Annotated in this window: 13 protein-coding genes and 1 riboswitch; of the genes, 10 read left to right on the forward strand and 3 right to left on the reverse strand. The window is 60.4% G+C overall.

From position 1 onward, the window contains the following. Positions 1–121 precede the first annotated feature (121 nt). The 8 genes from PY308_RS14195 to PY308_RS14230 all read left to right on the forward strand — a co-directional run bounded on the left by PY308_RS14195 (position 122) and on the right by PY308_RS14230 (position 8458). A complete protein-coding gene (locus PY308_RS14195) occupies positions 122–1282 on the forward strand; it encodes an ABC transporter substrate-binding protein (RefSeq protein WP_275783662.1) in 1161 nt (386 codons plus the stop codon). A gap of 192 nt (positions 1283–1474) precedes the next feature. Then, entirely contained in the window at positions 1475–2473 is a 999-nt protein-coding gene (locus tag PY308_RS14200; RefSeq protein WP_275783665.1) for an ABC transporter ATP-binding protein, read from the forward strand. Further along, a complete protein-coding gene (locus tag PY308_RS14205) occupies positions 2470–3420 on the forward strand; it encodes an ABC transporter permease (protein WP_275783668.1) in 951 nt (316 codons plus the stop codon). The genes PY308_RS14200 and PY308_RS14205 overlap by 4 nt, the downstream gene beginning before the upstream one ends. After that, complete coding sequence (locus PY308_RS14210) at positions 3410–4225, forward strand: ABC transporter permease (protein WP_275783669.1); 816 nt, start codon at positions 3410–3412, stop codon at positions 4223–4225. Before PY308_RS14205 ends, PY308_RS14210 begins: the two co-directional genes overlap by 11 nt. Before the next feature lie 25 nt (positions 4226–4250). Then, entirely contained in the window at positions 4251–5678 is a 1428-nt protein-coding gene (locus tag PY308_RS14215) for a gamma-aminobutyraldehyde dehydrogenase (RefSeq protein ID WP_275783671.1), read from the forward strand. Between the two features lie 321 nt (positions 5679–5999). Beyond that, positions 6000–6743: a siderophore-iron reductase FhuF gene (fhuF, locus tag PY308_RS14220; protein WP_275791135.1), complete on the forward strand. Its 744-nt coding sequence runs from the start codon at positions 6000–6002 to the stop codon at positions 6741–6743. After that, entirely contained in the window at positions 6707–7864 is a 1158-nt protein-coding gene (locus PY308_RS14225; protein ID WP_434064157.1) for an ABC transporter substrate-binding protein, read from the forward strand. Before fhuF ends, PY308_RS14225 begins: the two co-directional genes overlap by 37 nt. Positions 7865–7930: 66 nt before the next feature. Next, on the forward strand, positions 7931–8458 hold the full coding sequence (locus tag PY308_RS14230; RefSeq protein WP_275783672.1) for a DUF3426 domain-containing protein: 528 nt from the start codon (positions 7931–7933) through the stop codon (positions 8456–8458). A gap of 112 nt (positions 8459–8570) precedes the next feature. Here PY308_RS14230 and PY308_RS14235 read toward each other — a convergent pair whose 3' ends face one another. Further along, a complete protein-coding gene (locus PY308_RS14235) occupies positions 8571–10337 on the reverse strand; it encodes a putative bifunctional diguanylate cyclase/phosphodiesterase (protein WP_275783674.1) in 1767 nt (588 codons plus the stop codon). A 206-nt stretch (positions 10338–10543) separates the two neighbouring features. Further along, positions 10544–10806: riboswitch (cobalamin riboswitch) on the forward strand. Positions 10807–10851: 45 nt separating this feature from the next. On the opposite strand from PY308_RS14235, the gene PY308_RS14240 reads away from it, so the two are divergent. Then, complete coding sequence (locus tag PY308_RS14240) at positions 10852–11028, forward strand: CbtB domain-containing protein (RefSeq protein ID WP_275783677.1); 177 nt, start codon at positions 10852–10854, stop codon at positions 11026–11028. 175 nt (positions 11029–11203) lie between these two features. Then, positions 11204–11974: a CbtA family protein gene (locus PY308_RS14245; RefSeq protein WP_275783680.1), complete on the forward strand. Its 771-nt coding sequence runs from the start codon at positions 11204–11206 to the stop codon at positions 11972–11974. Positions 11975–11978: 4 nt separating this feature from the next. On the opposite strand, the gene PY308_RS14250 is transcribed toward PY308_RS14245, so the two are convergent. After that, positions 11979–12830 carry a (2Fe-2S)-binding protein gene (locus PY308_RS14250; RefSeq protein ID WP_275783683.1) on the reverse strand — a complete coding sequence of 284 codons (852 nt, stop codon included), beginning with the start codon at positions 12828–12830 and terminating at the stop codon, positions 11979–11981. A gap of 29 nt (positions 12831–12859) precedes the next feature. After that, complete coding sequence (locus PY308_RS14255; RefSeq protein WP_275783685.1) at positions 12860–14149, reverse strand: glucoamylase family protein; 1290 nt, start codon at positions 14147–14149, stop codon at positions 12860–12862. Positions 14150–14309: the final 160 nt, after the last annotated feature.

Below are 14309 nucleotides of genomic sequence, written 5' to 3' on the forward strand. Positions count from 1 at the left end.
CGATATCGGAAAAACCGATAACGCCATTCTGATTAATGAATTTGCGAAAGCGGCGAAAGCGCGGCACCTTTCCCCCGGGAACAAAACCGAAAAATTCGGACACCAAACCGGGAGACTGAAGATGAAGCAGATTCTGAAATCCTGCACCGCGTTCACCCTTTCGCTTGCCTTTGCCACCCACGCTTTCGCGCAGGAGCCGCTGAAGGAACTGGGCAAGGGCGAAGGTGAACTCTCGATCGTTGCCTGGGCCGGCTATATCGAGCGCGGCGAGACCGACAAAAACTACGATTGGGTCACCGGATTTGAAGAGAAGACCGGCTGCAAGGTCAGCGTCAAGACGGCGGCGACCTCCGACGAAATGGTCGCACTGATGAACGAAGGCGGCTTCGACCTCGTGACGGCCTCGGGTGATGCTTCGCTCCGCCTCGTCGCCGGCAAGCGCGTGCAGCCGATCAACACGGCGCTGATCCCGAGCTGGTCAACCATTGACGAGCGCCTGCAGAATGCCAAATGGCACACGGTCAAGGACGTGCACTACGGCACGCCCTATGTCTGGGGTCCGAACGTTTTGATGTACAACACCGAAGCCTTCAAGGGCGAAGCGCCGAAGAGCTGGAAGGTCGTCTTCGAGGAAATGACGCTGCCGGACGGCAAGTCCAACAAGGGTCGCGTTCAGGCCTATGACGGGCCGATCCACGTTGCCGACGCCGCCAACTACCTGATGGCCCACAAGCCGGAATTGGGCATCAAGGATCCTTACGAGCTCAACGAAGACCAGTACAAAGCAGCACTTGATGTGCTGCGTGTGCAGCGCACGCTCGCCGGCCGCTACTGGCACGACGCCATGATCCAGATCGACGACTTCAAGAACGAAGGCGTCGTCGCCTCCGGCTCCTGGCCTTTCCAGGTCAATCTCCTGAAAGCCGAAAAGCAGCCGATTGCCTCCGTTTTCCCGGAAGAAGGTGCGACCGGCTGGGCCGACACGACCATGCTGGCCGCCGAAAGCGAACACCCCAACTGCGCCTATATGTGGATGGAACATTCCCTCTCGCCTAAGGTCCAGGGCGACGTCTCCGCTTGGTTCGGCACTGTGCCTTCGGTGCCCGCCGCCTGCAAGGGCAATGAACTCCTGACCGACGAAGGCTGCGCCGCCAACGGCTACAACGACTTCGAGAAGATCAAGTTCTGGAAGACCCCGGTTTCCAAATGCGAAAGCCAGGGCGAATGCGTGCCCTATCACCGCTGGGTTTCCGACTATATCGGCGTCATCGGCGGCCGTTGAACGGCGAACTTGTATCTGATCTCCCCCTTTGTGGGAGAGATGTCAGCTTTGCTGACTGAGGGGGTAGCCTGCCCCGACCTCGGACTTACCCCCTCTGTCCCTCCGGGACATCTCCCTTACAAGGGGGGAGATTACAATAACCTCCGTCGCTTCCTTGCAGAGGGAACGATGCCGCGTGCCCACGGAGTCCCCATGACCGCCGCCGTCCTGTTCGAAAACGTCTCGCGCCATTTCGGTGCGGTCAAGGCCGTCGATGCGGTCGATCTTGCGGTGGCAGAGGGCGAGTTCTTCGCCATGCTCGGCCCTTCCGGCTCCGGCAAGACCACCTGCCTGCGGCTGATGGCCGGCTTCGAGCAGCCGACGGGCGGGCATATCGAGATCTTCGGCGAGACGGCCGAAGGCGTGCCGCCCTATCGCCGCAGCGTCAACACTGTATTCCAGGACTATGCCCTGTTTCCGCATCTCTCGATCCTCGACAATGTCGCCTATGGCCTGATGGTCAAGGGCGTTGGCAAGGAGGAGCGGCGCCGCGCGGCCGAGGACGCGCTCGCCATGGTGAAGCTGCCCGGCTACGGCCAGCGCCGGCCCGGTCAGCTCTCCGGCGGTCAGAGGCAACGCGTGGCCCTTGCCCGCGCGCTGGTCAACAAGCCCAAGGTGCTTTTGCTCGACGAGCCGCTCGGCGCGCTCGACCTCAAGCTGCGCGAGCAGATGCAGGAGGAACTGAAAACCCTGCAGAAATCGCTCGGCATCACCTTCGTCTTCGTCACCCATGACCAGGGCGAAGCGCTGTCGATGGCTGACCGCATCGCCGTCTTCAACGATGGCCGCATCCAGCAGCTCGGCACACCGGAGGATGTCTACAAGCGCCCGCAGACACGCTTCGTCGCCGATTTCGTCGGCTCCTCCAACGTGCTCTCCAGCGCTATATGCACGCGGCTCGGCATTACCGCCGATGCCGCAAGCCTGCGTCCCGAAGCCATCACCATCGGCACCGCCGGTGCGAACCGGATGAGCCTGTCCGGCACGGTCGTCGCCCGCAGCTTTCTCGGTGCCGTCAACCGCATCAGCGTCGATTGCGACGGCGAAAAGATCATCGTCGCAAACCCGGCGTCTTTGCCCGTGCCCGACATCGGGCAGATCGTGACGCTGTCCTTCGAGCGCGGCGAAGTCCACGCGATGGAGGCGGCATGACGCTCGCGGCCACGGCATCCATCCTTCCAAAACGTCCGGGCCTCCTTGGCCGGCTGTCGGATTTCCTCTGGCGGCACCCTTATGTGCTTCTGGCGATCCTGCTCGGCCCGCCGCTGCTCTGGCTCGGCATCATCTATGTCGGCTCGCTGCTGGCACTTCTGCTGCAGAGCTTCTTTTCGATCGACGATTTTTCCGGCCTGATCAATTACGAGTTCACCTTCGCGACCTATCGCCAGCTGCTGTCCGACGCCAATTTCGACATCATCGTCCGTACCGTGACGATGGCTGCGGTGGTGACCGTGTTCTCGGCCGTCATCGCCTTCCCGATCGCCTATTACGCAGCGCGTTATGCCCAGGGAAAGTGGAAGGCGATCTTCTATCTCGGGATCATGTTGCCGCTCTGGTCGAGCTACCTTGTGAAAATCTATGCCTGGAAGCTGATCCTCGCCAAGGAAGGCATCCTCACCTGGGCGTTTGCCAAGCTGCATCTGCTCTGGCTGCTCGACGCCTGGTTGGCGCTGCCGGTCATCGGCGGCAATTCGCTCTCGGTCAGCTATACCGGCACCTTCATCGTCTTCGTCTATGTCTGGATGCCCTTCATGATCCTGCCGATCCAGGCAGCGCTGGAGCGCGTGCCCGGCAATCTGATCGAAGCCTCGTCCGATCTCGGCGGCACCCCGGCGCAGACCTTCCGGCACGTGCTGTTTCCGCTGGCTCTGCCCGGCATCGTCGCCGGCTCGATCTTCACGTTTTCGCTGACCTTGGGTGATTACATCATCCCGCAGATCATCGGCTCGTCACGCCTGTTCATCGGCCAGGCGGTCTATGCCCAGCAGGGCACCGCCGGCAACATTCCGCTCGCCGCCGCCTTTACGGTCGTGCCGATCGTCATCATGGGCGTCTATCTCTGGGCCGCCAAACGCATGGGAGCCTTCGATGCGCTCTGACCGCTCCACCTCCGCACCGCTCGGCCTGAAGATCGCCGCCGCTGCCGGCCTTGCCTTCCTGCATATCCCGATCCTGCTGATCTTTCTCTACGCCTTCACCACCGAGGAAAAGAGCTACCGGTTCCCGCCGCCTGGCCTGACCCTGCAATGGTTCGCCGTCACCTGGAACCGGCCGGACGTCTGGGAGGCGCTGACCCTGTCGGTCAAGGTTGCAAGCGTCGCCACGGCCATCTCGCTCGTTCTCGGCACGCTCTGTGCGGCGGCCGTCAGCCAGACGCGGTTCTTCGGCCGCGAGACCATCTCGCTGCTCGTCATCCTGCCGATCGCCCTTCCCGGCATCATCACCGGCATCGCCCTGCGCTCGGCTTTCTCGATGGCGGATATCCCCTTTTCGTTCTGGACGATCGTGCTCGGCCACGCGACCTTCTGCATCGTCGTCGTCTACAACAATGCGGTCGCCCGCTTCCGCCGGGTTTCCGGTTCGCTGATCGAGGCCTCGATGGATCTCGGCGCTGATGGCTTCCAGACCTTCCGCCACATCATCCTGCCGAACATCGGCACGGCGCTTCTGGCCGGCGGCATGCTGGCGTTTGCCCTGTCCTTCGACGAGGTGATCGTCACGACGTTTACCGGCGGCCAGCAGTCGACCCTGCCGATATGGATGCTTGAAGAACTCATACGCCCACGCCAGCGGCCGGTGACCAATGTTGTCGCCATGGTGGTGGTGCTCGTCACTTTCCTGCCGATCCTGGAGGCCTACTATCTCACGCGCGACGGCGACCAGATCGCCGGAGCCGGCAAATGATGCGACTATACAAGGGAGAACGGACATGGACACGCAATTGCTGATCGGATCGACATTCGAAGCCGGCACCGAGACAGAGGAACTGATCCTCAACCCGCGCACCGGCGCCAGGATCATCGATCTCGCCGAAGCCTCGCAATCGCAGATCGAGCGCGCCGTCGATGCCGCCGAAACAGCTTTTGACACATGGTCGATGACGACACCCGGCGAGCGTTCCGGCTATCTCCTGAGGATCGCCGATGCGATCGAGAAGGACGCCGACGCATTCGCGGCGCTGGAAGCGCTGAACTGCGGTAAGCCGATCAATGCTGTGCGCAACGATGAACTGCCCGCCATTGTCGATTGCTGGCGCTTCTTCGCCGGCGCCATCCGTACGCTGCATGCGCCGGTTGGCGGCGAATACCTGCCCGGCCATACCTCGATGATCCGCCGCGATCCCGTTGGCATCATCGGCTCGATCGCGCCGTGGAATTATCCGCTGATGATGATGGCCTGGAAGCTGGCGCCTGCCATTGCCGGCGGCAACACAGTCGTTTTCAAGCCATCGGAGCAGACGCCGCTGACCGCTCTGAAAATGGCCCGGCTGCTCGCCGACATCCTGCCGGAGGGCGTCGTCAACGTTATCCTCGGTCGCGGCGAAACGGTTGGCAACACGCTGATTAACCATCCAAAGATCGGCATGGTCTCGATCACAGGCGATATCGCAACGGGCAAGAAAGTGCTGCAGGCTGCCGCCAAGACCGTCAAGCGGACCCATCTCGAACTCGGCGGCAAGGCCCCGGTCATCGTCTATGACGATGCCGATCTGGACGCCGTCGTCGCCGGCATCCGCACTTTCGGCTATTACAATGCCGGCCAGGACTGCACAGCCGCCTGCCGCATCTACGCCCAAGACGGCATCTACGAAAAACTGGTCGCCGACCTGACCTCGGCCGTCTCGACAATCAAGTACAACCTTGCCGACGACACGGAAAACGAGATAGGCCCGTTGATCTCCAAGCGCCAGCGCGACCGCGTGGCAAGCTTCGTCGAGCGCGCCACCGAGCAGAAGCATATCGAGGTGACAACAGGCGGCGCACTCGGCAGCAGGGACGGCTTCTTCTTCCAGCCGACCGTCGTTGCCGGCGCAACACAGGAAGACGAGATCGTTCGCCGCGAAGTCTTCGGCCCCGTTGTCTCCGTCACCCGCTTCACGGAAAACGACCAGGCGGTCAAATGGGCCAACGACAGCGATTACGGCCTCGCCTCTTCCGTCTGGACCAAGGATATCTCCAAGGCGATGAAGGCTGCGTCGCGGCTGCAATACGGCTGCACCTGGATCAACACCCACTTCATGCTGACCAACGAAATGCCACATGGCGGCGTCAAGCAATCCGGTTACGGCAAGGATATGTCGATCTATGCGCTGGAGGACTATACCGCCGTGCGGCATGTGATGATCAATCACGGCTGAATGGCCCGTCCGGGCGCAATTAAACCAAGCCGTGCGATTTCTGCGCGGCTTTTTTCAAATTCCCGATGATTCAGGTGACACAGCCATGTTGCGTGAAACCCACACCCTCCAAAACACGGCGGCGTTGCCACGGTTTTTCTTTCAAACGGAGATTATCTTGATTAAATAAGTCACGTTATTAAACGGAAAGTGCATCCACGTGTCCGGCTCTTCTCCTGTCCTGTCATCCCCGCAGGCCTGTCTGCCGTGCGACGCTCGTGCATCGTGCCAGCATCCTGAAATCAGGATGGCGCCGTGGTGATCGCATCCCCCCATCACCGAATGGACGACGCCGCTTTCGAGCCCCCCTGTCTGGCGTCCGTGTTTTCCGGCGAACATGCCTGGTGCGGCGAAAAAATGATGCTGTCGTCCGAACTGGATAACGCGTTTCCCTTGTCGGATTTTTTCGCATCCGGCAGATTTTCACTGGCGCTCGACACCTATGCCATGGCCCACGGAGGAACCGACCGGCGGGCCGTGGCATCGATGTGGTCGCTCTATTATTTCTCCTGCCTCGCCATTCCGTACATTGTCGCGGCCCGCGCAGAACGAATGCTGCCGATCCGCTTCGACGAAATGACGATTGCCCTTGCTGAAGACGGCCTCCCCTGCGCCCTCGGGCTCCCCCACGAAGGGGACTGGAGCGAGGGCGACGACCTTCTGGCCCTTATGCCGCCACTGGTCGGCCGCCATCTCTCAGATGTCGTCAGCCAATTGAAGGGCCATGCAGGGCTTGCGCCCAAACTCTCCTGGAACAATGCCGCCGTCTACATCGATTACGCCTTCAACGCGACGGAACGGAACCCCTCGCAGGACGGCGACGACTGGGCCTCGCGTGCCCTGTTCGAACAGCAGCAGCTACCGGATGGCTCGGCCAATCCCTTCCTCGGCTGCCTGCGCCACGAGGTGCAGGGCGGCCAGACCCTTTGCCGGCGTAAGGTCTGCTGCCTGCGCTATCTGCTTCCCGGCGTTCCCAGCTGCGGCGAGCTATGCGCCCTCCCAGCCCAAAGAAAGCAACGAATGTGAAACGGTTTCTCGCCCTGACGCTTGGTCTCTTTGCCGCTCTCCTGGCTTTTGCCCATGCGCAGGAGCCCGCAGCGCAGGGACATTGGCCGATGACACTCACCGACGGCATCGGCCGGGAGGTGACGATCGCGAAGAAACCCGAAGCCATCCTTCTCGGCAGCGGTTTCAATCTGGTTGCCCTGTCGCTCATTCATCCCGATCCGGTCCGTCTGCTCGCCGGCTGGTCAAGCGACCTGCAACGGGACAATCCGGAGATATACAAGGATTTCATCGCCCGGTTTCCGGCCCTTGCCGATGTTCCTGTTATCGGCGATGGCACGGGAGACGGCCTGTCCTTCGAAACTATCCTGTCACTGAAGGCCGACCTCGCGATCATGGCGAACTGGCAGGCGGACACGGAACTCGGCAAGCGCGCGATCGACTACCTGGAATCAACCGGCGTGCCGGTCTTCGTCGTTGATTTCAACAGCGACCCCCTGAAAAACACTCCGTCAACCATGCGCCTCCTGGGCAGGATTCTTGAGCGCGAGGCGCAGGCAAATGCCTTTGCCGACTTCTATGAAGTCCATCTGAAGCGGATTACCGACCGCGTCGCGGCTGCGCCCGAGCCCGGCCCGACAGTGCTCATGCACGCTTTCCCCGATCCGGACCGCTGCTGCTTCGCCTATGGCGCAGGCGGGTTGGGCGAGTTCATCGGCATCACCGGCAGCCGCAACATCGCCGACCGGAACATGCCCCGCCAGGGGGGCCTCGTCAGCGGTGAATATCTGATTGCGGCCGACCCAGAAGTCTATATCGCCACCGCCTCGCCGGGCGGAACCTATAGCGGCTTCTCTATCGGCCCCGGCGTGACGGCGGACGAAGCGCGACGAACGCTCGGCGAAGTCGTCAAGAATCCGACGCTGGCCAATCTGTCGGGTGTCCGTAATGGCCGCGTCTTCGGAGTGTGGAATTTCTTCAATGCCGTGCCTTTGAATATTCTTGCCGCCGAAGCTTTTGCGCGCTGGCTGCGCCCTGAACTGTTTGCCGATGTCGATCCGAACGCGAGCCTGACCGAGATCAACGAACGCTTTGCGGCAGTTCCCTTCGAAGGATCCTATTGGATCAGCCTCAATCCCTGAACCAAACTGCCGCCCATGCCTTCCATCCGGCGCACCCCCAGCTTATATAGAGAGGGGAGAATTTGAATGATTTGGATCATTGCCGCGGTCGCAGGATTGCTGATCGTCTATTCCGCACTGCGCTGGTCGCGTTTCAGGCGTTTTGCCGAACCAGTTTTGAGCATACTCGTTGCCCTGGCTCTCCTGTCCGCATTTCTCGTGTGGTGGCGGGAGGGCGGCTCGTCGGGCACCACCGATACACCGCCGCCATTCAGCCAGGCCCGGCCGGCTGTGCAGCCCGAGCAGATCCAACTCGAGAACATCGTTTTTACCCGCAATCGAACGACAGATATGAGCTATCGCGTGACGGGGGTCGTTTCAAACAGGAGCGCCTACGCTCTCGACTACTTCCGCCTCTCGGTCGCCCTCCAGGATTGCCCGGCAGCAAGTTGCAAGAGTATCGGCGACGACACGGCGCTGGTTCTCGCCCGGTTGCTTCCGGGCCAGAGCCAGCCGTTCGAGACCTTCTTCACTTTCCCCAACCCCTATGGCGTGGAGCCCGTCGCGCCGAATTGGTCCTATAGGGTGACCGATGCCAGCGGACGTATGCCCTGATTTCCTCAGGCTATTGTGGCGAGTTTCGCCAGGTCGGCGCGGATCGGGATTGCCGAGGAGCCACGACCCGGGCAGGATGACATCGAAGATTTCGAGGCCAGCACTGCGATCGTCAGGGAGGAGGAACAAGACCCGATACTTGGCTCTCTTTCAACCTGGCAAGCATATCGTCACCAGAAGCGGGGTACGCGATGGCATAGCCCTGCAGGATATGACAGCCGAGCCGCGCCAGTATCTTTGCATGTTCAAGCGTCTCGACACCTTCCGCCACGACTTCGATATTCAGCGCCTTGGCTATATCGACAATCGACCGGATAAGCCTCTTCTGTTCGCGGGACGTCGTTACCGGCATGACAAGGCGCCGGTCGATCTTCAACCGCCGCGGCTTTACCCTGATGAGCCCGATGATCGAGGCATGGCCGGAACCGAAATCATCGATTTCGACATCGATGCCCATCGCCTTCAGGGCCGCCACATTGGCAAGGATCCCGTCTTCACTGTCATCGAGGAAGATCGTCTCCAGGAGTTCGAACGACAGCGTGTCCGGCTCGATATCCAATTGCAGCAACTCGTCGATCAGCGGCGGATCCGCCAGGCGCGCGCCGGATACGTTCACCGCGATCCTTGGCACCCGGACACCCTGCCGCATCCATGACTTTCGATCGTTCAACGCGGCTTTCAGGATCGCCGCATCAAGTTCACCCATTTTTCCGAGATTTCCGGCGATGGGTAGAAACTCCCCGGGCAGAAGCAGGCCCCGCTTCGGATGGCGCCAGCGGGCGAGGCACTCCAGCCCAACAATCTGGCGTGTCCCTGCATCGACCTGAGCCTGATAGAACGGGACGAACTCGCCTTTTTGGAGACCGCGTTCGAACTGCCGGGCGATGCGGCGCTCATCGGCGATCTCAGCCTTCAATTGCGCGGAGAATACCTCCACCCTTCCCCGGCCAAGCCGTTTGGCGCGGTGAAGGGCAATGTCCGCCTCCGGCAGAAGGTCCGACATATTATCCCGGCTCGCACAGGCGATACCAACGGACGCGCCGATCAAGATGACCTCGTCAAGGTGCCGCACGGTCTGTCGCAATTGCAGGACGACACGGTTGGCAATGGTCTTGAGATCATCCAGCCTGGCATAATTGGTGAAGAGCACGGCAAATTCATCGCCACTGATCCGCGCGACAAATGTACTCTCCGGCAAAATCGCCCTCAAGCGGGTCGTGGCGTCCTTCAGGACTTCGTCGCCCCCGGCGTGACCGGCAGTGTCGTTGACTTGCTTGAACCGGTCGAGCCCGACATGCAGGACAGCCAGTTTCTCGACGCTGTCATCCCGCGAAAGTTCGCCAAGGTAACGGTCGAACAGGCGCCTGTTTGGCAGGCCCGTCAGATAATCGTGGTCCGCAGCATATTCTATTCGCCGCGTACTCGCCTCAAGCGCGACCGCGCGCGCTTCGGCAATGGCAGTCTGCCTTTGCAGTTCATTGTTAAGTTTCACATCGGAGGTCACATCCCATTCGACGCCGATGAAGATAATTTTTCCACTTTCCTCGAAGCAATGCGCCCGGGAACGCAGATTTCGGATCTCCCCATTTGGCAGCACGATCCGGTATTGCGAATGATAGGTTTCCCGTCCCTGGAGCGCAGCGTCGAAATCCGCAAGCGCTCTCTCCCTGTCGTCAGGATGGACACTGTTTGTCCATATATCGGCATTAACGCAGCCGGCCATGCCTTCTGTGCCGTAGAGCCGATGCATCTGCAGATCCCAGATGACTTCATCGGTCTGCGTATCATGCTCCCACACCCCGATTTGCGAGGCATCGAGGGCCAAGCCCAGCCGACGAAGAATATTCTGGAATTCCTGCTCGGTCCTCGCAGCCTTCATTGGATTCTCTGTGAGCAGTACAGCGCCATATGAACGCTGTTTTCATATATGATGAAGAAAAATAGCATAGCCCGCGGGAAACCGTGAGCGGCAAACTGCAATTACAGACGTTCACATTCAACTATTTGTATCTTCGATGTCCTGATGGGCGAATGAGGTGCTGCGGGCAAAGCTCGGCGAATTGACACGCATTGCATGACATCATAATCATTCATGGATCAAACGGTTCTCGTGAAAGCGAACGCTTTCAGGGAGTAAACGGGAATGTGATGGATGGACCCGTTCCGGGCATCCCAATCACGGCCGACCCCGCGACTGTAGAGCGGTTAGAAGCTGTCATGCCGGTAATACGGCAAAAGCCACTGTGGTAATGGCCCTGCGCCTGAACCTTGGGAAGGCGAGAAAGCTTCGTTGGTGCAAAGCACCTGACGCCGCGAGCCAGGAAACCTGCCGGTTGATGAAGGGCATAGGGCCCATATGGTGGGATATCCCACGCGCCATCACGGAGGTTGTTATGGCAACGACGACTGCTTCGAGCATTTCGCTCTCTCTCAACGACCGCATCACGGCTGGAATCATCGCTCTCCTGGTTGGCGGTTTTCTGGTTTTTGGAGCCGGTCTCGCGAATTCGGCTGTATTGCACGATACAGCCCACGACGTTCGCCATTCCTATGGTTTCCCCTGCCATTGACCCCCTGATGTGAAAGACCCTGCGTCTTTCACCTTGCGGCAAACCGGCTTGTACCCTGCGGTACAGTGTGCCGATCGCGTCCCGGTGACCGACCTGGGCGCGTTTTGCCATGGCATTTTCTGTGCGAAGCCGGTGCGCAGGCGCCTCTCCGCTCGTCTCAACCGGGGAAACTGAAATGATTATCAAAACCATCATGGCCGCCTTGGTGGCTGGGCTGATTGCCGGCGTTTTCACGACGGTGGCGCAGTCGGCCCGTGTCGTGCCGATCATCCTTCATGCGGAGGAATACGAGGGGAAGGAACCCTCTGCGGAACAGCCTGCAGGCATCGACGGACATCACCAGCAGTCGTCTCTCGGGACAGCGTCCGGCTTTCACGGATTGATGGCCGCACTGTCTCCTGTCACTCCGGCCTTTGCGCATGAAGGCGAGCATGACGAAGGTAGTGGCATCATGTTCGGCATGAGCCGCTTCACCGGAACGCTGTTTGCCAACCTGGTAGCCGGAGCCGGCTTCAGCCTGCTTCTGACCGCCGCCAGCCTCTTGAGCGGCTACCCGGTAACAGTGCGAAACGGGGTGCTATGGGGTGCCTGCGGCTGGCTTGCCGTGCATCTCCTGCCAGCGGTTGGGCTTCCGCCGGAGCTGCCCGGTTTCCCGGCGGCGGACCTCCAGCAACGCCAGATCTGGTGGGTGGCGGCGGTTGTTCTCTCCGTAGCTGGCCTGCATCTCCTGGTGCTTCGCACCGAGATCGCCTCAAAAATTGGCGGCCTGGTGTTCATTGCCATGCCGCATGTCTACGGCGCACCGCAGCCTGTGGATATGTCCAGCACTGTTCCGGCCCTGCTCGGTGCGGAATTCGCCGTCGCAGCCCTCGCCACGGCGCTCGCCTCCTGGCTGTTTCTCGGCTTCGTTACGGGCTTGATCAACGACCGTTTTCTGAAGGCATAAGCCGTTATCGACCGCCTGCGCCTTCGAGATGCGCGCGCAGGCGGTCTTTTCGCGTCCGTTCGTCCAACAGCACGCAGACGTCGCAAAAACGCCCGTCTTTCGTGCGGTAAAAGAGGCAGCAACCGCTGCGCAGCCGGAAGAAGCGGCCGCTGAGAATACCTTCGATATTCGTTTCTACATATTCAAAATGGACGTCGAACGACAGCGGCGATCCGGATTTGCGGACAAGGGAGCGGGCAAGCCCCATCGCCCGTTTCTCATCGCAGAGCGCGATGCCGACATCAAGAAATGCCCCGGTAAGGCCATCCGCAGCAAGCCGCCACAGCGCTGTCGGCGACAGCCCGCTTCGGCTGGCTATCGTATTCACGACGGGGCGAAGGCCTGCAACGAAACCATCGTGAAACGCCGCCAGCGGATCCGAGCCGCTTGCGAAATCGCTGAAACAAAAGTGGAGGCGGCGGGCATCCGCCGGTCGATTTTGTAAGGTCTTTTCGCCCAAAGGCTCGAACCTTACAGCGAGCGTCGATGGATCGAGATCAATCACCCGGCCCGTTTTGAGAAACAGCGCCCCCACAGCAATGCTGAGATGGTGGCTGTAGAACGCCATGAGATGGGCGCCACGGACCCGGTCGTCCATTCCGGCTGCAAACTGGGTCTGGTAGCCCATCAATACCTCGACGAACGCACCTTCAGGATCCCAGGCTTGGTCAGCATTTTCAAAACGGCTAAAGCTCGTCCGTTGGGACAGGGCGACATCGGGGAAGCGCTCGGCCTGCCAGGCAAGCGCTTCACTCAGGTCATCGCCCGAGGGAAATGACGGCTTGTCGCCGAAATCCGCTTGCTCTGCCAAATCCATCGACCATCCGTTTCGAAGACCCGTTTATCTCAAAGCCAGCCGTCCGAAAACCCGGCGACTTTCAAACCCCGTGCCATCACGGGATGCTCGCGCATCCGTCTCCAGAACAAGCCACTGCGATGGTTTTCGATCATCATCACCAGAAGGCCCTGGTCAAGACCAATGATCCGGCTGTTGAGCCAGCCCTCCGATGTCTTTGACGGAATGCTCGGGTTGAAGCTCCCGACAAATTGCCCGTTTTCAAGCACGCCCGGATAGGCCGCAATGATGTTGCGCGTCGCAGAGATCGCCGCCTCCGGCGCGTGGGCGACCGAGGCCAATGGCGCCCAGGGGGCAACAGTGCCGTCATCCGGCCCGAGTGGCGCTCCCCGCGCCGCATAACCTGAAAAATCCTGCCGCCTGCCGTCATAAAGGCGGCGCGGTCGTAGCGGCCCGTCACAAGCCGTCAGTCCCCAAAGATTCGGCCCATAACCGGCAAAACGTCCGGGATTTCGGATCGCATACGCCCTTTGAACCGAGATGGCCCGGCAGGTGTTCTCGAAATAATCGGTCTGCTTTTGCCTCATGGGCGCGTCGCGAATGCCACGAAAATCGATCCAGGCCTGCGAAAACAGGTGCGTGAACAGGGGACCGGCATAAAGGAATGGCCGATCATCCACCGTCATCCAGTCGAAATGACGCGTAAACGCATCATAGCTTTCCTTGCCGATCGGAAAGGACGGCGAAGCGAGCGCCAAAACATAGAGAATGTGCGCCTCGCTGTAACACGTCCAGTGGTAGGGCAAAAATCCACTACGGGGCTTCCAGGCCAGCCACAGGGCTCCCTGCCCATCCGCCGCCCAGGCCCAGTTTGCGCGCGCGTAAAGCATGGCGGCAAGCGAGCGGATTTCCGCCTCAACCGGATCGTTCTCTTCAAAATAAGCTGCGGCTGTCAGCATGCCGGCAATCAGGATGGCGCTGTCGATCAGCGACAACTCGCTGCGCCAGGCGCGGGCTCCCGTCCTCATGTCGAGAAAATGATAGTAGAGGCCCTTGTATCCCGTTGCGTCGCGGTCGCGACTTTGTGGGCTTTGCGCAAAAAATCTCAAGGTGGAAAGCGCTCGTCCCGCTGCATCTGTGCGCGAGATCCAGTGTCGTTCGACCCCGGCCGCATAAGCCGACAGGCCAAACCCCGTGGCGGCGATGCTACAGGGCGAACCCGGCTGGGAGGTGTCGGCAATCAGCCCATTGTCCGGGTTCGCGTGGTCCAGAAAGTATTCGAATGCGGCTTTCTGGAGCCGGTCGATGAGCGCAGTATCGCTATCATTCTTCAGAAGCATTCCGTCAATCACTCCCATGGCGCGAGTCGAACACAGCCGGCCTTCGGGTGCAAATCACCGATTGTTGAACTTCAACGCCTGCAAAATCATCGCCCCTGAGCTAAGCTGTGTTACAGTTTTCTTGTTTTCCGCGACAGGAAGCCGTGATTGGACAGCTCTA

The sequence above is a fragment of the Pararhizobium gei genome (genome assembly GCF_029223885.1).
Classification (GTDB): Bacteria; Pseudomonadota; Alphaproteobacteria; order Rhizobiales; family Rhizobiaceae; genus Pararhizobium; species Pararhizobium gei.